This is a genomic window from Acinetobacter sp. FDAARGOS_724 (assembly GCF_013364475.1).
Taxonomy (GTDB): domain Bacteria; phylum Pseudomonadota; class Gammaproteobacteria; order Pseudomonadales; family Moraxellaceae; genus Acinetobacter; species Acinetobacter variabilis.
The window spans coordinates 1,035,683-1,060,119 of the sequence record NZ_CP054908.1 but is presented as its reverse complement, the minus strand read 5'-3'; the positions used below and the strand labels follow the sequence as shown (position 1 = coordinate 1,060,119).

Annotated in this window: 17 protein-coding genes, 3 tRNA genes and 2 pseudogenes; 10 read left to right on the top strand and 12 right to left on the bottom strand. The window is 42.6% G+C overall.

Translation table 11 applies throughout. The features are described 5' to 3' along the window. Positions 1–10: 10 nt before the first annotated feature. The 4 genes from FOC32_RS06350 to FOC32_RS06335 form a co-directional block, all read right to left on the bottom strand. Positions 11–907 (bottom strand): acetaldehyde dehydrogenase (acetylating), encoded by an 897-nt coding sequence (locus FOC32_RS06350; protein ID WP_005232401.1) that lies wholly within the window; start codon positions 905–907, stop codon positions 11–13. Positions 908–929: 22 nt separating this feature from the next. Further along, positions 930–1,727 (bottom strand): 2-keto-4-pentenoate hydratase, encoded by a 798-nt coding sequence (locus FOC32_RS06345; RefSeq protein ID WP_005232403.1) that lies wholly within the window; start codon positions 1,725–1,727, stop codon positions 930–932. Between the two features lie 408 nt (positions 1,728–2,135). Further along, positions 2,136–2,804 carry an HAD-IA family hydrolase gene (locus FOC32_RS06340; RefSeq protein WP_005232404.1) on the bottom strand — a complete coding sequence of 223 codons (669 nt, stop codon included), beginning with the start codon at positions 2,802–2,804 and terminating at the stop codon, positions 2,136–2,138. 506 nt (positions 2,805–3,310) lie between these two features. Next, positions 3,311–4,279 (bottom strand): RluA family pseudouridine synthase, encoded by a 969-nt coding sequence (locus FOC32_RS06335; RefSeq protein ID WP_005232406.1) that lies wholly within the window; start codon positions 4,277–4,279, stop codon positions 3,311–3,313. A gap of 767 nt (positions 4,280–5,046) precedes the next feature. On the opposite strand from FOC32_RS06335, the gene FOC32_RS06330 reads away from it, so the two are divergent. The 5 genes from FOC32_RS06330 (at position 5,047) to FOC32_RS06310 (ending at position 10,991) form a co-directional block, all read left to right on the top strand. After that, complete coding sequence (locus tag FOC32_RS06330) at positions 5,047–8,472, top strand: Rne/Rng family ribonuclease (RefSeq protein ID WP_005232408.1); 3,426 nt, start codon at positions 5,047–5,049, stop codon at positions 8,470–8,472. A 174-nt stretch (positions 8,473–8,646) separates the two neighbouring features. Then, the gene (locus tag FOC32_RS06325; RefSeq protein WP_005232410.1) at positions 8,647–10,488 is read left to right on the top strand and encodes a long-chain-acyl-CoA synthetase; all 1,842 of its coding nucleotides are present in this window, start codon (positions 8,647–8,649) and stop codon (positions 10,486–10,488) included. 197 nt (positions 10,489–10,685) lie between these two features. Next, positions 10,686–10,761, top strand: a tRNA-Lys gene (locus tag FOC32_RS06320). Positions 10,762–10,782: 21 nt separating this feature from the next. Next, positions 10,783–10,858, top strand: a tRNA-Lys gene (locus FOC32_RS06315). Positions 10,859–10,915: 57 nt separating this feature from the next. Further along, a tRNA-Lys gene (locus tag FOC32_RS06310) sits at positions 10,916–10,991 on the top strand. A 155-nt stretch (positions 10,992–11,146) separates the two neighbouring features. Here the strand turns inward: FOC32_RS06310 and FOC32_RS06305 are convergent. After that, a complete protein-coding gene (locus tag FOC32_RS06305; protein WP_034580331.1) occupies positions 11,147–11,833 on the bottom strand; it encodes a hypothetical protein in 687 nt (228 codons plus the stop codon). A 251-nt stretch (positions 11,834–12,084) separates the two neighbouring features. Between FOC32_RS06305 and FOC32_RS06300 the strand changes: the two genes are divergently transcribed. From FOC32_RS06300 to FOC32_RS06290, 3 genes are all read left to right on the top strand, one after another. Then, a complete protein-coding gene (locus FOC32_RS06300) occupies positions 12,085–12,357 on the top strand; it encodes a PspC domain-containing protein (protein WP_005232413.1) in 273 nt (90 codons plus the stop codon). A gap of 180 nt (positions 12,358–12,537) precedes the next feature. Further along, positions 12,538–13,320: a sulfite exporter TauE/SafE family protein gene (locus tag FOC32_RS06295; protein WP_005232415.1), complete on the top strand. Its 783-nt coding sequence runs from the start codon at positions 12,538–12,540 to the stop codon at positions 13,318–13,320. Between the two features lie 84 nt (positions 13,321–13,404). After that, complete coding sequence (locus tag FOC32_RS06290) at positions 13,405–14,814, top strand: SLC13 family permease (RefSeq protein ID WP_005232417.1); 1,410 nt, start codon at positions 13,405–13,407, stop codon at positions 14,812–14,814. A 74-nt stretch (positions 14,815–14,888) separates the two neighbouring features. Here FOC32_RS06290 and FOC32_RS06285 read toward each other — a convergent pair whose 3' ends face one another. Beyond that, positions 14,889–15,998 (bottom strand): HPP family protein, encoded by a 1,110-nt coding sequence (locus FOC32_RS06285; protein WP_005232419.1) that lies wholly within the window; start codon positions 15,996–15,998, stop codon positions 14,889–14,891. 198 nt (positions 15,999–16,196) lie between these two features. Then, positions 16,197–17,024 carry a transglutaminase-like domain-containing protein gene (locus FOC32_RS06280; RefSeq protein ID WP_005232421.1) on the bottom strand — a complete coding sequence of 276 codons (828 nt, stop codon included), beginning with the start codon at positions 17,022–17,024 and terminating at the stop codon, positions 16,197–16,199. A 314-nt stretch (positions 17,025–17,338) separates the two neighbouring features. Here FOC32_RS06280 and glyQ point away from each other — a divergent pair, with 314 nt between their 5' ends. Both glyQ and glyS read left to right on the top strand, forming a co-directional pair. Beyond that, positions 17,339–18,328: a glycine--tRNA ligase subunit alpha gene (gene glyQ, locus FOC32_RS06275; protein WP_005232423.1), complete on the top strand. Its 990-nt coding sequence runs from the start codon at positions 17,339–17,341 to the stop codon at positions 18,326–18,328. Then, on the top strand, positions 18,328–20,397 hold the full coding sequence (glyS, locus tag FOC32_RS06270; RefSeq protein WP_175966653.1) for a glycine--tRNA ligase subunit beta: 2,070 nt from the start codon (positions 18,328–18,330) through the stop codon (positions 20,395–20,397). The genes glyQ and glyS overlap by 1 nt, the downstream gene beginning before the upstream one ends. A 43-nt stretch (positions 20,398–20,440) precedes the next feature. On the opposite strand, the gene FOC32_RS06265 is transcribed toward glyS, so the two are convergent. From FOC32_RS06265 to FOC32_RS06245, 5 genes and pseudogenes are all read right to left on the bottom strand, one after another. Then, positions 20,441–21,313 carry an AAA family ATPase gene (locus FOC32_RS06265; RefSeq protein ID WP_267464237.1) on the bottom strand — a complete coding sequence of 291 codons (873 nt, stop codon included), beginning with the start codon at positions 21,311–21,313 and terminating at the stop codon, positions 20,441–20,443. A gap of 2 nt (positions 21,314–21,315) precedes the next feature. Then, positions 21,316–21,939 (bottom strand): annotated as a pseudogene (locus tag FOC32_RS06260) (transposase); the annotation flags it as partial. Positions 21,940–21,953: 14 nt separating this feature from the next. Then, on the bottom strand, positions 21,954–22,817 hold the full coding sequence (locus FOC32_RS06255; RefSeq protein ID WP_034705383.1) for an IS982 family transposase: 864 nt from the start codon (positions 22,815–22,817) through the stop codon (positions 21,954–21,956). Between the two features lie 95 nt (positions 22,818–22,912). Next, positions 22,913–23,329: pseudogene (locus FOC32_RS06250) on the bottom strand (IS701 family transposase); the annotation flags it as partial. Between the two features lie 39 nt (positions 23,330–23,368). Then, complete coding sequence (locus tag FOC32_RS06245; protein WP_175966651.1) at positions 23,369–24,328, bottom strand: AAA family ATPase; 960 nt, start codon at positions 24,326–24,328, stop codon at positions 23,369–23,371. Positions 24,329–24,437 lie beyond the last annotated feature (109 nt).

The window sequence follows — 24,437 nt, the reverse complement described above, 5'->3', positions numbered from 1 at the left end:
AAGGTGCTCCTTAAGCTTCAACTGCATTTAAAACACGTTCCGCGAACATTTCTGCGGTACGTGCAGCTGCTGCAGTCATAATGTCGAGGTTACCTGCATATTTAGGCAGGAAGTCACCCAGACCTTCAACTTCAAGGAAGATCGATACGCGGTTGCCATCAAATACAGGACCGTTCACCAGTTTGTAACCTGGTACGTATTTCTGAACTTCTTTGATCATCGCGTGTACAGATTCAGTGATTGCCGCTTGATCTGATTCACCTTCAACTAGACAGTGAACAGTGTCGCGCATCATCAGTGGTGGCTCAGCAGGGTTAATGATGATGATCGCTTTACCTTGTTTTGCACCACCCACTTTTTCAATCGCACCAGCAGTAGTACGCGTGAATTCGTCGATGTTTTTACGAGTACCAGGACCTACTGATTTAGTGGATACAGTCGCGATGATTTCGCCATAGTTCACAGGTTGAACGCGAGAAATCGCTGCAACCATAGGAATCGTTGCCTGACCACCACAAGTTACCATATTCACGTTTGGCACTTCGCCTTGTTCAAGTAAAGCTTCAAGGTTCACTGGTGGTACGCAGTAAGGGCCGATTGCAGCAGGAGTCAAGTCAATCATTAACACGCCAAGCTCGTTCAGCTTACGGCTGTTTTCAGCATGTACATAAGCAGAAGTTGCATCAAATGCAATTTTGATATCGTCTTCAACAACATGAGGAAGCAGACCGTCTACGCCTTCAGCCGTAGTTTTCAGGCCCATTTTCGCTGCACGAGCAAGACCTTCAGAAGTTGGGTCGATCCCCACCATCCATACTGGCTCTAACCATTCGCTGCGTTGCAGTTTATAAAGCAAGTCAGTACCAATGTTACCTGGACCGATCAATGCACATTTAATCTTTTTCATGAACGTACTCTCTTGTATTCCCTTATTCAGCAGCAAAAGCAGCTGTTACTGAACCAAAGCCTTCAATTTCAACTTTGAATTCATCGCCCGGCTGAGCCACGACCATTGGACCCAAAGCACCAGTCAAAATGATGTCGCCTTTTAATAATGGACGGCCACGGCGTACCATTTCGTCTGCCAGCCATACCGCAGCATTTAATGGATTTGCCAGACATGCTTTACCCACGCCTTGAGAAACCACTTCGTGGCCACGTGTCATGACCATCTTGCAGTTCACAAGATCAAGATTTTCCAGTTTGACAGGCTTAGAGCCCAGAACGAATGCAGCAGAAGATGCGTTATCAGCCACGGTATCAATCAGGCTGATTTTCCAGTTTTCGATACGGCTATCGACCACTTCTACAGCAGGAAGTGCATAGTCAGTTGCACTGATGATGTCTGCATACGTGTGTTTTGCTTTGGTCAGGCCTTCTTTGATGACTAATGCGATTTCAGCTTCAACTTTCGGTTGAATCAGCAAACCTGCAGGGATTGCTTCACCATCGCCATAGGCCATGTCGGCAAACAACATACCGAAGTCAGGCTGATCTACGCCAAGCTGTGCTTGAACCACTTTCGATGTCAAACCAATTTTACGACCTACCAGACGGCGACCTTCCGACAGAGCACGCTCGGTATTTACTTCCTGAACGGCATAGGCAATATCTACGTCAGCACTTTCACCACCAAGTTCCGGGCGAATCGGTGCGATCGCAGTTTTTGAGAGTTCAGCAGTACGTAATGCTTGTGCAACTGATTCAACAACAGCAGAATTCGACATCAATATTTCCTTAAACTGCAAAAATGAGGCTTATGCCGAGAACTAAGACAGGCAAAATGTTCTGGCCTGATCATTTCGATCATTCCAATAAACAATTGCGCCTAGTATGGGCATATGAATAAACAGTTTTAGGATGAGAAAAATACGACGTGAATGCCAATAGTTATTTTATTTTTTGCAATAGCTATTATCTATAAATTAAATTTATAAAAATCAATTAAGAACATAATCTTATAATTATGAATTAACTTATATCCAACTAAATAACTCAACAATCATGACAGAACAAAACCACTGTAATCACAACTTTAGACTAAAAGATAAGACCAGTTGTTCAAATCTACAGCATTGATCCGCATCTTCTATTTCAGAAAATGCCGGATCTTGAATAATGACTAAGATACTGAATTAAATGGCTTCTTTCCATTGGACTTTAGCCAATAAAAAGTCATGCAAACTGCTGACATCGTTGACAATCGATAGCGGATTAAACTGCGCCAAGGTTTCCGGTGTATGTACGCCATAAGTCACACCCACACTTGGCATGGCAATATTCATCGCCATTTCCAGATCATAAGAAGTGTCACCGACCATAATCGCTTCATGCGCACTAATACCAGTTTCAGCCAGGATTTCAGCTAACATTAAAGGATCTGGTTTAGAGCGGGTTTCACTGGCAGCACGAGTGGCATGAAACAGATCCATACTCTTGGTTTGCTTTAATACACGATCTAAACCTTTACGACTTTTACCAGTAGCGACTGCTAATTTAATGCCTTCATCCTTTAATGCATAGAGCATTTCAGACACGCCATCGAACCAGGCATCTTCAACAGAGTTCGCCACATAATGATCTGAATAGGTCTGCAGAATATCGGCATGTAATTCTGGCACAGTTGGGAAAAGTCTCTGTGCGACTTCTGGCAAACCTAATCCGATAATGCTTTTTGCATCTGTATCAGTTAAAGGTTGCTGAAACTGTTGTGCAGCAAACTGCAGGCTCGAGACGATCTGCCCCACTGAATCAAATAAAGTGCCATCCCAATCAAAAATGACCAATTTTACAGGTGAATTCATATAAGGTTCCTAGTATTTGATTCAATGTTAATCCACCCCGACCCTCCTTTTTCAAAGGAGGGAGAGTTTCATCACAAAATAACTTTTATTGTGATATCACAACAGCTATTGGCTATCCAATGGCGACATGGATGTCGCCGTTGATCTGTGGCATAGAGAGGTGCCATCAGATCAACAGAAGGGGTTTTGTTACTTTTGCCCCCGTCAAAAGTAAAACACTGCCTACGCGATAAAATTTGATTTTATAACTACAAAACTCGGCTGTGCTTTACTTTTACCTCACCCCAGCCCTCTCCTAAAAGGAGAGGGAGAATTCATTACTGAACAACGTACAGTACTAAATAATAAAGATAAATTCTTAGCTATTTTGACTTATCACTAGCACATGCGAACTCAACGTTCCCTCTCCTGAGCGAATTTTAAAGCATTGCTTTTAAAATTCGTGCAAGAAAGGAGACTTGCGCAGCAGTGCTGCTCAGGGAGAGGGTTAACTTAAAAGCTAAAAATTACTCGTCATCTTCCGCAGGCGTTACCACCTTATCCGCCTTTTGCGCACGAAGCTGAGCCACAAGACTCTGCATATCTTCAGGCAAAGGCGCTTCAATGGTCGGATAACCCGGAATTTCCAGACGCATCGCATGCAGACATAAGCGGCGTGGCTTTGGCCCACGATATTCAGTCTCGTGACCATATTTCTCATCGCCTACCAGCGGATGACCGATGCTGAGACCATGTACACGAATCTGATGGGTACGACCAGACAATGGAGAAGCATACACCAGTGTCGCATGCATAAAACGCTCTGCTACATTCCACTGGGTTTTAGACTCTTTGCCTTCTTTAGAGACACGTACACGACGCTCACCATTAGAAAGTTCATAACGGTGTAAAGGCGCGTCAATGAGTTGTTTATCTAGCGTTACCTGTCCTTTCACGACAGCGGCATAAGTTTTTTTAATTTTATGTTCACGTAATAAATCTTGTAGCGTTTTTAAGGTACTACGCTTTTTCGAGATCATCACCAGACCAGAGGTGTCACGGTCAATACGGTGAATCAGTTCCAGGTATTTTTTACCGGTTGCAGCACGCAAACCTTCAATCAGACCATATGCCACACCGCTACCACCATGCACGGCAATTCCAGATGGCTTGTTGACGACCATCAAGCCTTCATCTTCATATACCACACGGGACAGAAGACCTTGAGCCACCTTGTCCGAAATCGGCGCTTCTGATTCATCTTTTTGCTCATAACGAATCGGTGCCACACGAATCTGGTCGCCAATCGCCAGTTTGGTTTCGGCCTTAATGCGTTTTTTATTGACGCGAACCTGTCCTTCACGAATCAGACGATAAATCCGACTTTTAGGCACCCCTTTCAGACGACTGAACAGGAAATTATCGATTCGCTGTCCATCTTGATGTTCATCCACTTCAAACCAAGTGACGCTTTGCCATTGTTGTGTAGAATTCATACAGTTACTATGACCCAAAAATACTAAAATTGATTAAAAAATGATCACTTAGGTTATGCTTTACACAAGAAACATAAGCTTAGCCCATAGGCAGATGATGCAAGGTTTGGTATAGTCAGCGCACGGAAACCATCGTTTGTGAGTAAAAGTTGAAGCATTTCAGATTTCTCTGAACTTGATTATTCAATTAAAGACTCACATGATACGGGAAGGTCCCAAAAGAATTATGCCGACGCCGAAGGCTTATTATATCGGCAAACAAAGCAAACTGTTGCGTTTAATTGTACCTCAGGTACATAAATCAGTTTGTCTGAAAAATATGTCGCCAACCTAGTTGGTTTTTAAACGTAAACTGATACACATCAGATTAGTCGCACCCTGAAGACGACTTCAGGCTACAGCGTTTGATGCATTGGATCTGCACAGTTTGTAAAGATACGACGACAATTCCGTATCAAGACACTTTCTATAAAGAAGGGATGATCTTCGAGCAATGTGACAGTGAAAGTTACTCACATCTAATGCACCGCTTGTCCGCCAGTGAAACGTTCAGGTGACTTTAATCGTTTAAAGATTGAAGCCGTATTGCCATCATCAATACGTGAATCAAAATACCGAAGCTGATCTATATTCAAGTAGACGCCGGGAATAAAAGACTCAGACCACAATGAAACTCATTGGAGATCTGGGCCATTGATCCGTGATGTGTGATGTTCGCTACGTGAATAGCGATTTTTTGCTGTGTATCACTATAAGGTGTTACACCCATGAAACGTATGTTGATTAATGCAACACATGCCGAAGAAATTCGCGTTGCACTTGTCACTGGTCAGCGTCTTTACGATTTCGATTTAGAGAATCGTACCCGTGAACAAAAAAAATCGAATATCTATAAAGGTCACGTGACTCGCGTTGAACCTTCTTTAGAAGCTGTATTCGTTGAATACGGCGCAGGTCGTCAAGGCTTCCTGTCTATGCGTGAAATCGCAAACTCTTACTACAAAGCCGATCCTCGTCAAACTTCAAATATCCGTGAACTGATTACTGAAGGCACTGAACTTCTGGTTCAGGTGGAAAAAGAAGAGCGCGGCAATAAAGGCGCTGCTCTCTCAACTTTCATCTCTTTAGCTGGTCGTTATCTGGTTCTGATGCCAAACAACCCGAAAGGTGGCGGTATCAGCCGTCAGATTTCCGGTTCAGTACGTGAAGAACTGAAAGAAATGCTGGCTTCTTTAAATGTGCCACGTGGTATGAGCGTCATTGTTCGTACCGCAGGCATTGGCCGTTCTCAAGAAGAGCTACAGCTTGATCTGCAACATTTGCTAGACCTTTGGGCACAAATTCAAAGCACTGCAAATTCAGGCCCATCACCTATGCTAGTCCATCAGGAAGCAGGTGTGGTAACTCGTGCGATCCGTGATTACCTGCGTGATGATGTAGCAGAAATCCTGATTGATTCTGAGCAAGCCTATAACGAAGCATATAACTTTGTTAAAGCAGTAATGCCGCTTCAGTTAGATAAGCTGAAAACTTATACATTGAATGAGCCTTTGTTTGCGCATTTCGGTATCGAAAGCCAAATCCAGACTGCTTATGAACGTGAAGTAAAACTGCCTTCAGGTGGTTCGATCGTGATCGACCAAACTGAAGCTTTAGTTTCAATCGATATTAACTCAGCAAAATCAACTCGTGGTCAGGACGTTGAAGATACAGCGTTAAATACCAACCTTGAAGCTGCTGAAGAAATTGCTCGCCAATTACGTTTACGTGATATCGGTGGTCTGGTGGTAATCGATTTCATCGACATGACCAAAGATCGCAACCAGCGTATGGTAGAAGCGAAACTACGTGAAGCGACTCAAAGCGACCGCGCACGTATTCAGTTTGGCCAACTGTCTCGTTTCGGCCTGATGGAAATGAGCCGTCAACGTCTGCGTCCATCATTAGAAGAAGCGACTGGTTATGTCTGCCCACGCTGTCATGGTACGGGTATGGTACGTGACCTGCGTTCTCTTTCACTTTCAATCATGCGTAAAGTGGAAGAAATCGCCCTTCGTGAACGTCATGGTGAAGTTCAGGTTGAAGTACCGGTAGAAATTGCAGCATTCATGCTGAATGAAAAACGTCACAGTCTAGTATATCTGGAACAAACTTCAAATACACGCGTAACTGTACTTCCACATCCACACCTGGAAACGCCTCACTACGAAATTTCGTATAACCCTGAAGGTTTCGCACCAACCAGTTACGAGCGTACTGAAGCAACCCGTTCAAGCGAAAAAGAACTGGGTTATGAGTCTTCTGAGTGGCATTTAGAAGAAGAACATACGCATACTGCTGCGCCAGCACCTGCTCAGCAGCAAAACAACGGCAAAAACAATAAACGCCGCAATAACCAGAATCAGCAAAACGTACAGCAAGCACCTGTTGCACAACGGGCACCTGCTCAAGTTGCAGCACCTGCAGCCAGCCCATGTGCATGGTTAGAAAACCTGTTTGTACAAAAACAGGCAACTACTGTTGATCAGTCTCGCACAGCGAACAATGCTGCTGCTGCTATTGAACAGATGGTGAATGGCGGGGCAGTGAGTCGTGGTCAGTTCGGCCAGGTTGCTCCTGTAACACCAGCAGTACATGCACAGCCAGCAGCTGTTGCAGTACCGGCAACTACCGGTAATGCTTATCTGGCGCCATCGACTGTGGCACATAAACCAGAGCGTGATCAGTCTGAAAAAACTGAACGTGAAGAGAAATCACAGCGTCATAACAAAAAAGCACGTAGCAACAAGCACAAAGAGCCACGTGAACAGGCGCAGTCTGATAATGTATCACAACATCAGATGCATGAAGAAGTGGTTCAGGTTTCTCGTCAGGAAGCGCGTGAAAACAAACGCAACTCTCGCCGTCAGCACCACAACGAGTCTGCACAGCAAAGCGATACTCACGGCAATGAGCAACAGCAAAACGTGCCACGTCGTGACCGTCGCAACCAGCAACGTCCAGAACGTCCAAATCGCCACCGCGATCCAAGTGTTCTGAATGAGCAAGCTGTACCTCAAGCACCTGCTGCCGTTGAAGCTCCAGCAGTCAATGAAAAGCAAGTGCGTGTAGAACTGGTCGATGCTCCTCGTAAAGAAGTGATGCCAACAGCAATGGTGGTAAATATTGACGAGGCGAAAAGCGAAATTGTGGCATTGAATGACACTGCTCCAGTCGCAAAACCTGCTGTTGAAGTGACTGCCCCTGCCGATGCTCCTGTAGAAGCGCCAGCTGCGGAAGAGTTCCTGGCTGAAGTGACTGCATCTGCTCCTGCAGAGAAAGCACCGGAAGCTCAGTCATCATCAAAACAGCGTGCCAGCAATGACCCACGTCAACGTCGTCGTGACCGCCGCCGTGCTGCACAAGGCCAACAGGCGAAAACTCAGCAATTGACACCATCACAGGTGCCAACACTTGGCCAATACACCATTGGCAGTCTGATTCGCCATGTTTATGGCGAAGACTGTTCAGTCCTGATTGAACAGTTTGGTCTGTTGCCAACGTTTAACCGCGCATTGCAAAAGTTCACGCAGGAATATAATGCGACTTTAACAACGGTTTCGACCGCGACCACAGAGAAAAAACCTGTAACTCGTGATGTAGAAGTCAGCAAAGCACAACCTGAAGCAGAACCTGCACCTGTGCTGGATTTAACTCCGCCTGCACCGGTTTCAGAGAAACGTGTGGCGAATGATCCACGTGAGCGTCGTCGTCTCGCTAAACTGGCTGCCGAGCAAGCATTACAGCAGGCTAAACAGCAAGCACAAGCTGAAGCAGAATCTACTGCAGCTGAACCTGCTGCAGAAGCAACGGCTCCAGCGGAAGAGGCGAAAGCTGAAAATACTGAAGCTGCACCTGCTGAAGCTCCGGTAGCCGCAGTAGAAAGTGCTGATACAACTGAAGCGACTCAAACTCCTGAGCCAGCTGCTGAAGCGCCTGTAGAAACTGCGAACGCTGAACAGGCTCCAGCTGAAGAAGTCACTGAAACGGCTACAGCTGAAGCAACTCCAGCAGAAAACGAAGCTGCGCCTACTGAAACTCCGGAAGCCGATAAAGCTGAAGAAACTGTAACAAAAGCTGAAAAACCGGCTGCCCGCCCACGTCGTCCACGTGGCCGTCCACCGAAAAAAACCAATACTGCAACTGAGTCATAATTCACCCAATTGCAGTTAACTAAAAAAACCTAGTCATTTCGGTGGCTAGGTTTTTTTTGCTAGATTTTGTCAGAATAGGTTGATTACTCTAGTTTCAACACGCTAAAAGATGGCTATCATCCGTTTATTGCATATAAATTAAACGCATTGGATACGAAAAATGATAGGACGCCCATGACCCAGACGAACCAACCCGATCTTATTGGCATTGCAGATGTCGCAGCCAAAATCCCTGCCTTCATCAGTAAGGTCCCTAATCTGCTGAACGGACTGCGACAGGCTTATTTACGTACTCCCAATACGCCCGCAGGCCTGGGTTTAGCTTTTGAAAAAGCAACACAGCGTAATCCTGAAGGTATTGCATTACGTTTTGAGGATCAGTCCTATACCTATGCTCACCTAAATGGCTGGGCGAACCAGATCGCACATTTTTACCTCTCTCTCGGTGCACAGAAAGGTGATGTGGTGGCCGTGATGGTCGAGAACCGTCCGGAGTTTATTGCCAGCGTGATTGGTCTAGCCAAGCTGGGCATCACGATTGCGCTGGTGAATACTTCTCAGGTCGGCAAAGTCCTGACACATAGTATTAATCTGGTGAAACCGATTGCGGTCATTGTCGGTGAAGAGTGCCGTGCTGCGGTTGATGAAATCCGTCATGATCTCAATATTGCCGCTGACCGTTTTCACTGGTTTGCCGATCAGAACACACAAGAAAATGCCGGACAGGCACCTGAAGGTTTTATTAACCTGGCAGAGCAGATTGACCAGTTCCCTAAATTCAATACACCGACCACACATTCGGTACAGGGTAAAGACGGCCTGTTCTATATCTATACTTCAGGTACCACTGGCTTACCTAAAGCGGTGGTCTTTACCAATAGCCGCTGGACACTCGCCTATGGCACCTATGGTCATGTTCTGAACCTGAATAAAGATGATGTGATGTACTGCACCCTGCCGCTTTATCATGCGACAGGCATTGTGGTGTGCTGGTGTGGGGTGATTGCCGGAAGCAGTACTTTTGCCATCCGCCGTAAATTCTCCACCTCTTCCTTCTGGAAAGATGTCAAAAAATTTGATGCTTCAGCGATTGGTTATGTCGGTGAACTTTGCCGCTACCTGATGGATGCAACACCGTCTGAACTGGAAAAAGGCCATCGTGTCACCAAGATGATTGGTAATGGAATGCGCCCAAACATCTGGGATAAATTCAAATCCCGTTTTGGCATCAAGGAAGTACTGGAACTGTATGCCTCCAGTGAAGGTAATGTCGGTTTCAGCAATGTCTTTAACTTTGACAATACTGTCGGTTTCTCACCAACGCCTTATGCCATTATCGAATTTGACAAAGATAAAAATGAGCTTGTGCGTGATGCCAAAGGTCGCTGCAAACGGGTGAAAAAAGGTGAAACCGGTTTATTGATTGGTAAAATTACCCGCCGCTCCCCTTTCGATGGCTATACCGATCCGGAAAAGAACAAGGCAGTCATCATGCATGACGTGTTCAGTAAAGGTGATTCCTACTTCAATACGGGCGATCTGGTGCGTAATATCGGTTTCCGTCATGCTCAGTTTGTCGACCGTCTCGGTGATACCTTCCGCTGGAAAGGTGAAAATGTTTCAACGACTGAAGTCGAAAACATGCTGACCGAGTATGACAAAATTATCGAAGCTGTGGTTTATGGCGTAGAAATTCCGCATACCAATGGCCGTGCAGGCATGGCTGCAATTACCCTGCAATCAGGAAGCACCCTAGATGAGCAAGACCTGAAAAATATGGTCAGCACCTTTAAACGCTGTCTGCCTACATATGCAGTTCCGGTTTTTCTACGCATTCAAAAGCAAGTAGAAACGACCGGTACCTTCAAGTATCAGAAAAACAAACTGAAAGAACAGGCTTTTGATCCAAACAAGACCGATGAACGCCTGCTGGTTTTATTGCCAGGGAGCGATGCGTATTGTGAGCTGACTCAAGAAATTTTTGAGAACATTCAAGCCTATCAATATCGCTTCTAAGTGCCGAAGTTGCCTATTTTTTGTTTAGATAAAGCAGAATTGTTGTATTTATAATCAAACATAGGCAACTTTGTTATTTTTTACTTGCGCTGCAATGAGATCTTGCTACAATACGCTCCATCAAACAAAGTGGTGCTTTCAGAACTTTTTAGTTTCTCTTGCACTGCACGATTAAGCCTTGCTTAATTGTTGGTTCAGGGCCGTTAGCTCAGTTGGTAGAGCAGTGGACTTTTAATCCATTGGTCCCGCGTTCGAGTCGCGGACGGCCCACCATTAAATTTGATATCCCCTGATGGGCCGTTAGCTCAGTTGGTAGAGCAGTGGACTTTTAATCCATTGGTCCCGCGTTCGAGTCGCGGACGGCCCACCATCATTTCTAAAATCTCTTTTTAGAAAATTCAATCAAAGTAGCTTTGATTACCCGAATGGGCCGTTAGCTCAGTTGGTAGAGCAGTGGACTTTTAATCCATTGGTCCCGCGTTCGAGTCGCGGACGGCCCACCATTCTCCCCTCTATATTTATCTTCTTTCAATATTCTTATAATATTTCCTATATTATTCAGTTCATTCTTTTTATTTAAGCGCAATTCATCCTGACAATTTTAAAATCGTCATTTTCATTTATGCTGTTTTTAAATTCTTTGGAGACTTTATCGCTTTTATTCAGTGATCTTAAATTCAGAATCTTTGACCAACTCATAAGCTTTAGAAGGCGCAGGATAACCCTGATCAAATAACTGCTGGTTTGCCCGTTCTTTTTCGTCGTAAATTTTTTCCAGATTCATGACCAGATGCGTTGGGCTTTTAATCATATAGTAGAACTTTGCTCCTTCTTTACGGTCCACGATCAGTTCAGTTTGTTCCGGATTAATTGTCCAGCGGTCCTTACGATAGGTCATATTGCTTTCGGTCTGAACCCGTCTGGAATTATTCACAAATACTTTGCCATAATGCACGATACTGCGATGCACTGTACCATCTGGCAATAAAGTCAAAATAAACACCGACTTCCCTTCCGTACAAGGCGCAAACCGCCCGTCACAATCAATCTGGGTAAGATAACGCCCGACATAGCTTTTGGCATAATCCGGTACAGGTTTAGGATCGACATTTGGTTCTACAGGCAATGCATTATAGGTTGCAGTCTGGGTGAGCGATTTAGCATTACGGGTGTCATAACTTTCATTGGCGGCGGAGATGACTACGCCATCTTGTGCCAAAGTTTTCGTAGTATCAGGTAAGGGTTTGCTTTGATGGTCATCACAGGCAATCAGTCCTGCAACACTTTCCAGCACAAATCCAAGCCGGCATAAACCACTTAAATGATGCGATACATTCGATTTCATTTTAAAAATATACCTGAAGGGGTGCACATCCATATAGGCAGACGACTCACTGAAAACTTATAAGTTTTAATAATGAATTCAATGGAATTTTTATGATCTTAGTGATTTTTTAAGGATTATTTAATCTCCCGTAACATTACTTAACGAATTTATTTTCAATAGATACTTTAAAAATTTAGATAAAACTCCATTCTTATAAATATGAGTCATTTTTTAGACTCAATTTTATTTTTTTCTATCAGGAGACTTGGATGGCCAATGTTGGTTTATATCGCTCTAACCGCTCAAACATGATTGCAGGTGTAATGGGTGGTATTGCTGAACGTTTTGGTTGGAACGCAAATTTATTACGCTTGATCTTCGTGATTATTTCGGTCATGAGTGCTGCTTTCCCGGGTATCTTAGTTTATCTGGTTCTATGGTTAGTGATGCCAAAAAAGAATTCTATGCCTGATTATGCTACGAGCAGAACTGATTATGAACGTCCTGTACGTACCGTGAATCAGGATAAAGACTACCGATAAAATCGTTTCCTCTTTCACCTAAATATTCATATGGTGAAATTTTTATGCCACGGTCCTTCCCCCAAAAGATCGTGGTTTTTTTTGCCTGATTTTTAGGTTTTGGCCTTATTACTATTTTACGCTTTACCCTGCTCGCCTATTCAGGATAAGTTGATACTTTATTCTTGAAATGGATTTCAGATGACGCAGGCAGAATGGGTTGTGCTTTGGCTGTGTGCGATTGCGGCATTACTGCATGGGGTCAGTGGTTTTGGCTTTCCTATGCTAAGTACGGCTGCCTTATCCAGTGAATATGCCTTAAGTACAGCAGTCACCTTGGTGATCCTCCCCTGCCTGTTATTGAATCTTTGGATGCTCAATAGTGATCCAAAACATAGCCTGTTGCAGAGCATTCGCTATTATGTCTCACGCTATTGGCCACTCATGCTCAGCAGCTTGGTCGGTAGTGTGCTGGGGGTCAAATTACTCATCTGGATCAATGAAGGCTATCTTAAATTATTACTGGGTCTGGTGATTATTTTCTATGTACTGGATCAGTTACGCTCTACTCCGCTTCGGGTCAGTAGCAGTCAGCTTAGTATGCTGGGATTCGGTTTACTGGCCGGCATGATAGGAGGTGCAACCAATGCCATGGCACCCTTCCTGATGATGTATCTGCTTAGCTGTCAGCTCTCCAAAACTGATATCGTCATCATCAGTAATCTTAACTTTATTGCCAGCAAACTGGTGCAGTTGACTTTACTCTTCCCGATTCTCATTTCTTTGCAAACCCATCAGCGACATATCCTGCTTGGAATCACGTTATTTGCTCTCATCGGTGTCTGGTTAGGGGGGAAAATACGTCATCGACTTTCCCAGCAACATTTCAAATATCTGGTGCTGTTTTTTCTATTTGGACTGGGGATTTACGCACTTTGGCAAAGTGTGGGATTATTACAACACTCTACTATACTGTTTAAATAATATCTTTTTTAATCAAACCACATATTTACTTTTATAAGAATTTCAAAAACGCTTTTAAATAAAAAAGTTGAGCAAGGAGGTTGTATGAACGACCCTTTACGCACCCCGACTGATGCCATGCCAAAAGGAATTCGAAAGGGTTGGATTTTAATTGTGATCGCTGCAGTGGTCTCTTATGGCTTGTATCATATTTTGCCTTATGACGAAAATGCCAATAAGGGATTGGCCTTACTGACCTTTATCGCCATTTTATGGCTGACCGAAGCGATTCATATCACCATTACTGCCCTGCTGATACCTATACTGGCCGTCGTCCTCGCCATGCCCATGGCCAAAGGCGATGAACTGGAACCAATTACCACACAAGCAGCACTCACCACTTTCGCAGATCCCACCATCTTCTTGTTTTTTGGTGGTTTTGCCCTGGCCTCGGCGTTGCATATCCAGAAACTGGACAAGAAAATTGCCACGTGGATTATCTCGCTTTCCGGTGGACATCTCGGTGCGTCAGTACTGGCTATCTTTTTAGTGACTGCTGCACTGTCGATGTGGATTTCCAATACCGCCACCGCAGCCATGATGTTGCCCCTAGCGCTGGGTTTACTTTCACATCTGGATGTTGAAAAAGATCGTAAAACCTTTGTGTTTATTCTGCTTGGGATTGCCTATTCGGCCAGTATTGGTGGCTTGGGCACTATCGTCGGTTCTCCACCGAATGCGATTGCAGCCAAAGCCCTCGGTTATGACTTCGCCGACTGGATGAAAGTTGGCCTGCCGATGATGTTCATTATCCTTCCGGCAATGTTAGTAAGCCTGTATCTGGTGCTACGTCCAAAACTGAATCATAAGGTGAATTTTGTCACTGAAAATATTCCCTGGACTACGACCCGTATTGCCACCATGATTTTATTCCTTTGTACCGCGACTGCCTGGATTTTCAGTAAAAAATTGACTGAAAATTTCGGCATTACACAGCCCGATACCTGGATCGCGATTCTGGCGGCCTGCATGGTAGTGATTCTGGGTACGGCTACATGGAAACAGGTTGCTGAAAATACCGATTGGGGTGTGCTCTACCTGTTTGGTGGCGGCTTGACCTTAAGTGCTGTCTTGAAGGATTCAGGGAGTTCTCTGGTCTTAGGTCAGACGCTGGCGAATGCTTTCGGTGACTCCTCTCCTCTCGTGATTATCTTTGTGGTGGCAACCTTCATCATCTTCCTGACTGAATTTACCAGTAATACTGCCTCGGCTGCCTTACTGGTTCCGGTCTTTGCCGCCATTGCCGACCAGATGGGCATGCCTAAAGAGATTCTGGTGATTGTGATCGGGATCGGTGCTTCTTGTGCCTTTATGCTACCTGTGGCGACACCACCGAATGCCATTGTATTTGGGACTGGTCATATTCAGCAAAGTGAAATGATGAAAGTCGGCTTTGTCCTGAATATCATGTGTATTTTCTTGGTTTCCCTGTTTATTTACTGGTTCTTTATCTAAGTTGAGATAAATCCAGATTCCAAATAAAAAAGCACCCAAGGGTGCTTTTTTCAGAATTATTTATATAAGAGTTCTTAAGCTCTCATTTTAAAATGGTTCAGTTCCTGATTCAGGGCAGCGATGATATCTGCGCGGCTAATAATTCCGACCAGACGCTGTTCACTCACCACCGGAATATAGTTAAAGGAACGCTCCACAAAATAGGGCACCAGATCCTGAATCGGCTGTAATGGCTGCACAGTGACTACCTTGCGGGTCATAATATGTTTGACCTGATGTTCCCAGCTGCTGCGCACATCTGCAGCACGTTTAAACCATTCTACCACCTGATACATGGCCAGCGTTCCCACCAGCTTGCCTTCCGCACTAACCACTGGCAGGCTCATCAGGTTCATTTGCTTAAACTTGTCCAGTGCATGCTGAATATCATCATTGGCATCCAGGGTCACCACGTCTTTGGTCATAATGTCCTGACAGGTAAACTGGTTGACCGCACGGGCATTGGCTCGGTCCTGCGCTTCCAGAATAATCTTTTGCAGGTCATATTCACTAATGTCCAGCAGCTCGGTTTGCTGATCCAGTACTTCCTGAATATCCTGTGGCTGAATGGTGACTTTCTGGGTCGGGGTCGGATCTTTGGAACGGGTATTTAATTGCGCCTGCTGCGGATAACGCTTGCCAATCATTCGGTTAAAGACGATCGCAATCACCATCAATAAAATCGAATTCAGCAGCACCGGATAGAAAACAAAAGCATAGCCGAGTTCATGCACCACATTGCCGCCGAGTACCGCTGTAATAGCCACAGCACCACTCGGTGGATGCAGGGAATCTGTGGTCATCATTAAAATGATTGCTAATGCCACTGCCAGACTAAAAGCTTCGGTCGGACTGGCAATAAACAAGGCACAGGTCACACCCACCACAGCAGCAATAGTATTACCTACCAGAATATTCCAGGGCTGTGCTAAGGGACTGGCCGGAACCGCAAACAGCAGCACAGATGACGCCCCCATCGGCGCGATATACCAGGCTTCAAAATCGCCCAGAATCCATAAACTCAGTAATGACGATACCGTGAGACCCAGTAGTGCCCCAATACCGCAGAGTAAACGGTCTTTGAGTGGAAGAACTTTAAAATTCGGTTTTAAGGTATTGAGCCAGTCGAGATTGGAATGGAACACGGCGCGCCTGATTTTAATGGTTACAGATTTTGCGCATTATAAAACTAGTCGCTTTAAAGATGTATTCATTTTATATCTTTTAATTACACTTAAATGGATGCTGTTTAAAAAGCTAAATCTCTCTCCAGGCGACAGCCATCCATCTAGTCCTCTTTTACGGTTCAATCCCTCATAGAATTTTCAATGAGATAATTCATGTCAGGTGATTTTAGCCTTAGCTTCGCTATGAGAATCAGGTTTAATCAGAGGTTCGATTTCGAGTAGTTCGACCTGACCATAATAGGTTGAGAAGGCCACATCTCCGGCATCTACCCCGGTGCCAATGCGAATCAGCTCGTCAACCGGAGCCAAACGGGTCGGATCAAACTGCACCCATCCTCCTTCCAGATAGGCTTCAAAAATGGCATGAAAATCGGGTAAAAATTTTTCAATTTCCACATAACCGACCACCATGCGTGCCGGAATTCCTAAAGCACGGCATAGTGCAATACCTAAATGGGCAAAGTCACGGCATACCCCTGCCCGGTGGACCAGTACATCTGTTGCAGTCGTAAACTGGTCAGAGCAGCCAGAGACATAAAAAATATTGTTATAAATCCACTGTTCAATGGCTTTTACACGCGTATAGCCGGGTGTCATCCAGCCAAATGAACGTTTCGCCATTTCAAGTATTAAATCTGAATTGCAATAGCGGCTGGCCAGCAAATAAGGTAGTACTTCATCCGGCAGGTCTGGAATTTTGACTTCATTCAGATTTTGCCTCAGATCAACCGGAATGCACGGCTGACGGGTAACTGTCGCGCTATAATTCAGTTCAAATGCTTCACAGGGCTCGAGTTGCAACCGGATATGGCGGTTTTGATGCTGAGCATCCCGAAATTGATGCCACTTGACCGGCATATTCATGGTGAGCTGTTCTTCGAGAATATTCTGATCGGGATGATGGGCGACCTGAACCATAAAAATAAATTCGGTAGGTTGCACAATCTTGTATTTTAAATGGCACTGAATTTGGTAAGTGGCCATGAAGTTCCTTATTATTAGGCATTATTATATTGTGTGAAGATTAAACTAATTCTAAGACCCCAATCGTATGAGATCAGTTTAACTTTATCGCGCTTCAGTGACCAGGATGCTATACATCTGATTTATTCCTGATTTTTAGATCTCACCCCATTGCTATTCCAGCATAAAATTGCAGCAAAGCCGCGCAAAATCTGGCATGAATGAAGACCATTTTAATTTTTTCCAAAATATTTTCAGCGTATTAACCCTTTGCCACTCCCCTGTAAAATCCTTATAATCAAGCACAATTTTTCTCTAATTTTAAGTGGATGACCATGAGTCGCGCCATATCGCATATTGATACCTTCCAAGGCTTAATTCTTGCCTTACAAAACTACTGGGCGGAGCAAGGCTGCGTCGTGTTACAGCCTTACGACATGGAAATGGGTGCAGGGACATTCCACACTGCAACATTCCTTCGTGCACTAGGTCCTGAAACCTGGAATGCCGCTTATGTTCAGCCATCACGCCGTCCGAAAGATGGCCGTTATGGTGAGAACCCGAACCGTCTGCAACACTACTACCAGTTCCAGGTTGTGCTTAAGCCAAACCCGGACAATATCCAGCAGTTGTACCTGGATTCCTTAAAGGCAATCGGTATTGATCCTTTAGTTCACGACATCCGTTTCGTGGAAGATAACTGGGAATCTCCAACACTGGGCGCGTGGGGTCTAGGCTGGGAAGTTTGGCTAAACGGTATGGAAGTGACTCAGTTCACTTACTTCCAGCAAGTCGGTGGTGTTGAATGCTACCCAGTTACTGGTGAAATCACTTACGGTCTGGAACGTCTGGCCATGTACCTGCAAGGTGTAGACTCGGTTTATGACTTGGTTTGGACCAAAGGTCAGTTCGGTACTGTGACTTATGGCGATGTGTTCCATCAAAATGAAGTAGAACAATCGACTTATAACTTCGAATATGCACCAGTAGAAAAAATGTTCGAACTGTTCGACTTCTACGAAGCTGAAGCAACGCGTTTAATCGAAGCTGAACTGCCATTGCCTGCTTATGAGCAAGTAATTAAAGCATCACACAGCTTTAACCTGCTGGATGCGCGTGGTGCGATCTCTGTGACTGAACGTCAGCGTTATATCCTGCGTGTTCGTACTCTGGCACGTTCAATCGCGACTAGCTATGTGGCTGCACGTGCGAAACTTGGTTTCCCAATGGCAGAACCTCACCTACGTGACGAAGTCCTGGCTCAGCTTAAAGCACAAGTTGAAGCAGAAGCGGCTCAAGCAGAAAAATCAGCGGAGAACAAATAATGTCTAAACATACAGTTTTATTTGAACTTGGCTGTGAAGAACTTCCACCAAAAAGCCTGAAAAAATTACGTGACGCTTTAAAAGCTGAAACTGAAAAAGGCTTAAAAGATGCCGGTCTTGCTTTCGACGCAATCGAAGCTTATGCAGCACCGCGTCGTCTGGCACTAAAAATCATCAACGTTGATGCTGCTCAAGCAGATACGCAAAAACGTTTTGACGGCCCTGCTGTTCAAGCTGCTTATGATGCTGAAGGTAAACCGACTAAAGCGCTTGAAGGCTTTATGCGTGGTCAAGGCATTACCGTTGATCAAGTTTCTACTTTCCAAGCCGGTAAAGTTGAAAAAGTTTGCTACTTAAAAGATGTCAAAGGTCAAAGTCTAGATGTACTTTTACCGCAAATTTTACAAACAGCTTTAGATAACCTGCCAATTGCAAAACGTATGCGTTCAGCGGCTAGCCGTACTGAATTCGTTCGTCCTGTAAAATGGGTTGTGTTATTAAAAGATAACGATGTGGTTGATGCAACCATTCAAGACCACAAAGCAGGTAACGTGACCTATGGCCACCGTTTCCATGCACCTGAAGCAATTACGCTTACACATGCAGACGAATACTTAGCGAAGTTAAAAGCGGCTTACGTTGTAGCGTCTTTTGAAGAGCGTCAAGCAATCATTGATGGTCAAGTGAAAGCACTTGCTGATGAAGTGAATGCGATTGCGATTGTGCCAAGCGACCTTCGTGATGAAGTAACCGCACTGGTTGAATGGCCTGTCGCGCTTCGTGCCAGCTTCGAAGAACGCTTCCTAGCTGTTCCTCAAGAAGCATTGATCACTACGATGCAGGACAACCAAAAGTACTTCTGCTTAGTGAATAGCGATAATAAACTGCAACCATACTTCATTACTGTGTCAAACATTGAGTCAAAAGACCCGACACAAATTATTGAAGGTAACGAGAAAGTGGTTCGTCCACGTTTGTCGGATGCTGAATTCTTCTTTTTACAAGACCAAAAACAACCGCTTGCTTCTCGTAAAGAGAAATTGGCGAACATGGTCTTCCAGGCAGAACTCGGTACGCTTTGGAACAAGTCTGAACGTATTGCAAAACTTGCTGTGGCACTTGCACCTATTACTGGCGCAAACCCTGCGGATGCTGAGAAAGCTGCCCTTCTTGCAAAATGTGACTTAACCTCTGAGCTTGTCGGTGAGTTCCCAGAACTTCAAGGCATCGCGGGTACTTACTACGCACGTCTTGAAGGTGAAAATGCGGAAGTGGCTGAATCTCTAGGTGAGCAGTACTTACCTAAATTTGCAGGTGACGTTTTACCGAAAACCAAAACAGGTACAACGATTGCCCTTGCTGACCGTTTAGACACCTTGACGGGTATTTTCGGTATTGGTCAAGCGCCAACAGGTTCTAAAGACCCGTTTGCACTTCGTCGTTCTGCGATTGGTATCTTGCGTCTGGTGACTGAAAATGAGCTTGATGTTTCAATTGAAGATTTGATCAAACTAGCACTCGCTGCTTATGGCGATGTACTCAAAGATCACGACAAGACTTTAAATGATGCAGTTGCATTCCTTGAAGGTCGTTACCGTGCGAAATACGAAGACCAAGGCGTTGCTGTTGACGTGATTCAAGCGGTTCAAGCCTTGTCACCAAAATCTCCGCTTGATTTTGACAAGCGTGTAAATGCAGTCAATCACTTCCGTACATTACCTGAAGCGGCTGCTTTGGCTTCCGCCAACAAGCGTGTTGCCAACATTCTGGCAAAAGAAGCTGCGCCTGAAGGTCAAGTTGTTCAAGCAAACCTGGTTGAAGATGCTGAGAAAGCATTATTCGCTGAACTTGCGAAAATTACGCCTCAAGTTGAGCCGTTATTTGCTGCCAAAGATTATACTGCTGCCTTGTCTGCACTTGCTGCACTTCGTGCGCCAGTCGATGCGTTCTTTGACGGTGTAATGGTGATGGCAGATGATGCTGACCTGAAAGAAAACCGTTTACGTATGCTTGCTCAACTTCGTGATTTGTTCACGAAAGTGGCTGATATTTCGGTGTTACAGCACTAAGTTCTGACTAAAATAAAAAACCCGCTTTAGAGCGGGTTTTTTATTATGAAGATAAAAACTCTTCAATGATAGGAAACATTATTTCTTGATATTTTTGAAATATCTCTTGATCATTTAAACTACAAGCATAATCACAAAATTTTTGCTTCATTAATTTAATCTTAACTATTTTTCCACCATCCCCTGTATTTATCTCATCTGTAGAATAATAGTCATCAATAAACAACTCTTCAGGAAATAGATTCTCAACTCCACTTGGAACCTTTTTATTCAATTCATTATAAGGAACTTTTATTTTAAAAATATGTTCATCTTTGTATTCTTTAAAATTACTAACATCACAATCAAATAAAAAAAGAACTTTTCTATTGAAAGATTTTTTATTCGATAATAAAAAGTCAAATCCTTTTTTTAAATTATCTTGACCACTATTTTTACTGCCTGATTTAATAGAAATTCCACCTTCATCTATTTCTAAATTTTCTAGCCAATCATTTTTTTCAAAAAGTTGAAGGGCTTTTTTAAAATATTTGGCATCCGTTTCACCTTCAAACAATATCAAGGGTTTATTCGTAGATAGAATCTTCTGATGTAATGTTTCTTCAAATTTTGAAGTTTTTTGATAGCATTCGAATGATTCTTCAAACTCTCCAAATCGTTCTGAAGTAATATTCATACCGGAAGGCAGGTCAATCAATTGAATATTCTCTTCACCAAATTCTTTCTCCATTCCTAGAACAAACAATGGTGAATGCGAGGTCATAATGAACTGTATATTAGGGAATAACTTTATAAGCTTAGGTAAAATCTCTGACTGATGTTTCGTATGTAGATGTGTATCTATTTCATCAATAACAACAATACCCTCAATGTTCTTTAAAAGAATACTATTATTAATATTATAGGACTTACGCACTATTATTTATAGATTCTCTGTGGTAGCAGATGATTTTTATCGAGAATAAAGTCATCAATGAAGTTTTTGATAATTGGTCTAAATAATTTCTTCTGCCAACGATATATATTTTCAAAGACCCGCTCAAACTGGTTCTTTTGTATCTCAACGTAGGCCATCAAGGCTGAAAAAATATGATTCAAAATCAGTTTAGATCGTCTTACTTGAAACTTTTCAATATGACAAACCTGTTTAATCACCCGGTGATATTGCTCTATTTTCCAATGACTTGAATGTAATTCATGAAAACCTTCAAAGGACAATAAATCATCTTCATCTTGATGCACAATATAAAACCTCTGCTGTTCTTTTAACTGAGTCTTAAATAATTGTACAAAGCCAAAATCTTTGAGCCAGACTACTTGACCCTGATGGAAATCTGGCAATAAACGCAGTTGAAACCATTGTCCTTTTTCTGGGGAAACCTTACGGTTACAGTCGATACCAAACATAAATCGAATACCATATTTTCTTATGGTTTTTAGATTTCCAGTCGATGAATACCAACTATCACCTGTAATAAATTGAATCTTTGCACCCCAACTGAGTACTTCACTTAACATATCCATAAAGTAATCAACCTGAGTTCGACGAAATCTGCTTAGCCTTTTAGCATATTTTGGAAAGTTGGTTTATTGGGATTCAAACAATAAGCCACTACAGCAGCCATGATATTCACCATGAAGTTATTTACCGAACGATGACGTGAATGTTCAAGTTGATGTAAATTTTTTAATTGATCATTCACGGTTTCGATCAATCCTCTTCTACAAAGTAATTGTTTTTCTTCTTCAGTTTGGATAGGTTTATTTTTCATATTCCGACGTGATGGGGTCAATATTTTCAGTCCTCTTGCTGCTAAAGCTTCGGCTTTTGCTTTACTCAAATAGCCTTTGTCTCCGAGTAGGATTCCTTTTAATTCTTGAGTTAAAGATTCTAATATAGCAACATCATGAACATTTCCCGATGTCAGTTTGAGATTAATAATTTCACCTAAATTATTGATAACGAGATGTAATTTAAAGCCATAAAACCAACCCGTACTACTTTTTCCACGACCGGCCAAGCCTTTAAATACACGATGCCTTTTAATCCGAAGATTATGGCAAACTACCAATTTAGTGGAGTCAATGATACTGATTCCCGTATCTTTTCCTTTCACTTGGTGGAAGAAACTACTCAGAGCTTGCAAACAACGGGGCATGATTTCAATAAATCGGTTGTAGCTAAGCAGTTTAGGAAAAGCAGATTTCCAGAATGGAATGATCATTTGGCAATAAAAATATTTGAAGAATCTAAAACCGGATTGATGAAATAAAATGACAATGGTCATTGCCTCAGACAAGCTTAAAGCTGACTTTTTCAACTTGGTTTTTTGATCAGAAATTAAAGCTTTCTCTAAAGATTCATTAAATTTTTTGCAGAAATCATCCAAAATACAAAATAATTCGGTAATATGATCCATTGAGAAGCCTTGTTTTATAAAATTTTGTCTTGAGAACCAATATGTTACAAAAACAGGGCTTTTTTCTACTCTTTTTTTATATCGAACTCAGGTTAATCATTCTTGGTTTTACTTTCAGATTTGTCATAAATTCGGAAATTAATTGGAATATTTTGACCATTTTGATCTGTCGCATACAAGGTAATGAGATTAATACCCTTGACGGATCGGTGATGTTTGCCTGACCAAAAATAGCTAACCAAGTCCATATGCTGACTATACGGTTTATCTAAAACAGTATCATCAATACTGACTATAAGTTTATTATTATCAATATGTTGAATTGATTCTTGATATAGGTCGTGAGGTGTGTAGTCTTCACGCTCTAGAAAGCGATTTACACTATCATGCGAGATATTATAAGTCTCGGCAAGTTGTGTGCAGCTAATAGAGTTCGGTTCTGTCATGAGAAAGCCCATATAAATGGGTAATGTACAAGTTGCTGTAGAAGCATGTTTAATTCGTCTGATCACAGATACTTTATAAAGTATTTTAATACTTTTTTGAATCCGTCAATGCGTAAGTCCTATATTATTCAAATCTGAATGACGAATAATTGTAATAAATAAATTTAGTAGAATTAGTTGGCCTGTTGAAAGTTGCTCTAGAGTTGGGACAGCCACTTTCCCTTTACTATGCAAAGATAATCTTGATTGAGCTTGATTTCTCCACCCTGTCTTTAAATAAATTTCTTGATTATCCAAGATAGTTTGAAAAACACGATTAATATTCCTATAAGAGTTATTTATAGCGTGTTTATTTCTTATAGCTTCCTCTCTATCACCAGAATTTTGTAGATACTCCAACTCAGCAGGTAGGATAGCAGAGTCTAAGATCACATCTAACATCCATTGAATATTTTTCTGAAAGGTATCTATACACATAATTTCCTTATTAAGCATCCCACTATATTTTTGTTCAATATCAAATATTTCCTGGGTTTGTGCTTTTAAATTCAACCAATGTGGAATAATTTTTCTAAAACTAGGAAAAAAAGTAATTGTATTTGAAAATAGTTCCGTTATGTCTGTGTCAGCAGCTGAGATAGATTTATCATTTTCAAATCCACCATTCAAATTGAGTTTATTACCATACAAATTCATCAGCTCTTGCGCTTCGTCTAGACTCCCTATCTTTTCGCAATAATGAATTTCCTTATTATTTTGATCATTAGTAAATCTTAAGTAAGCCGATGCACTACTATTATTGCTATTAGTATTTATATCCCTACCAGAAATTACTCTAAAATACGGCGAATCCATACTCGCCGTCCTATTTACAGCATTACTAAACTTCTGCTTTGCTAATTCATAAAAAGCATCAGCAATATAAGAAAGTGTATACGTTTTTCCTGATCCATTCTTACCAACCAGTATTACAGGCTTAGGATTTGAATTTTCCTGTAACTCAAATTCAATATCTAATTTTTCTAATGGACCAATGTTCCTAATATGAAGATTTCTTAAATACATATAACTCTCTTTTTCTTATTTCAATTATTTGAATTTTATCAAAATTCGAGTTTTTCTTTAACCTTTAATAAATTATATTTTTCATTTAAAAATTGATAAGCTTTGAATT

Bases quoted from the DNA above. Each gene is read 5' to 3' on its own strand.
- FOC32_RS06350 (WP_005232401.1), bottom strand. From the start codon at position 907: ATGAAAAAGATTAAATGTGCATTGATCGGTCCAGGTAACATTGGTACT.
- FOC32_RS06345 (WP_005232403.1), bottom strand. From the start codon at position 1,727: ATGTCGAATTCTGCTGTTGTTGAATCAGTTGCACAAGCATTACGTACT.
- FOC32_RS06340 (WP_005232404.1), bottom strand. From the start codon at position 2,804: ATGAATTCACCTGTAAAATTGGTCATTTTTGATTGGGATGGCACTTTA.
- FOC32_RS06335 (WP_005232406.1), bottom strand. From the start codon at position 4,279: ATGAATTCTACACAACAATGGCAAAGCGTCACTTGGTTTGAAGTGGAT.
- FOC32_RS06330 (WP_005232408.1), top strand. From the start codon at position 5,047: ATGAAACGTATGTTGATTAATGCAACACATGCCGAAGAAATTCGCGTT.
- FOC32_RS06325 (WP_005232410.1), top strand. From the start codon at position 8,647: ATGACCCAGACGAACCAACCCGATCTTATTGGCATTGCAGATGTCGCA.
- FOC32_RS06305 (WP_034580331.1), bottom strand. From the start codon at position 11,833: ATGAAATCGAATGTATCGCATCATTTAAGTGGTTTATGCCGGCTTGGA.
- FOC32_RS06300 (WP_005232413.1), top strand. From the start codon at position 12,085: ATGGCCAATGTTGGTTTATATCGCTCTAACCGCTCAAACATGATTGCA.
- FOC32_RS06295 (WP_005232415.1), top strand. From the start codon at position 12,538: ATGACGCAGGCAGAATGGGTTGTGCTTTGGCTGTGTGCGATTGCGGCA.
- FOC32_RS06290 (WP_005232417.1), top strand. From the start codon at position 13,405: ATGAACGACCCTTTACGCACCCCGACTGATGCCATGCCAAAAGGAATT.
- FOC32_RS06280 (WP_005232421.1), bottom strand. From the start codon at position 17,024: ATGGCCACTTACCAAATTCAGTGCCATTTAAAATACAAGATTGTGCAA.
- glyQ (WP_005232423.1), top strand. From the start codon at position 17,339: ATGAGTCGCGCCATATCGCATATTGATACCTTCCAAGGCTTAATTCTT.
- glyS (WP_175966653.1), top strand. From the start codon at position 18,328: ATGTCTAAACATACAGTTTTATTTGAACTTGGCTGTGAAGAACTTCCA.
- FOC32_RS06255 (WP_034705383.1), bottom strand. From the start codon at position 22,817: ATGGATCATATTACCGAATTATTTTGTATTTTGGATGATTTCTGCAAA.
- FOC32_RS06245 (WP_175966651.1), bottom strand. From the start codon at position 24,328: ATGTATTTAAGAAATCTTCATATTAGGAACATTGGTCCATTAGAAAAA.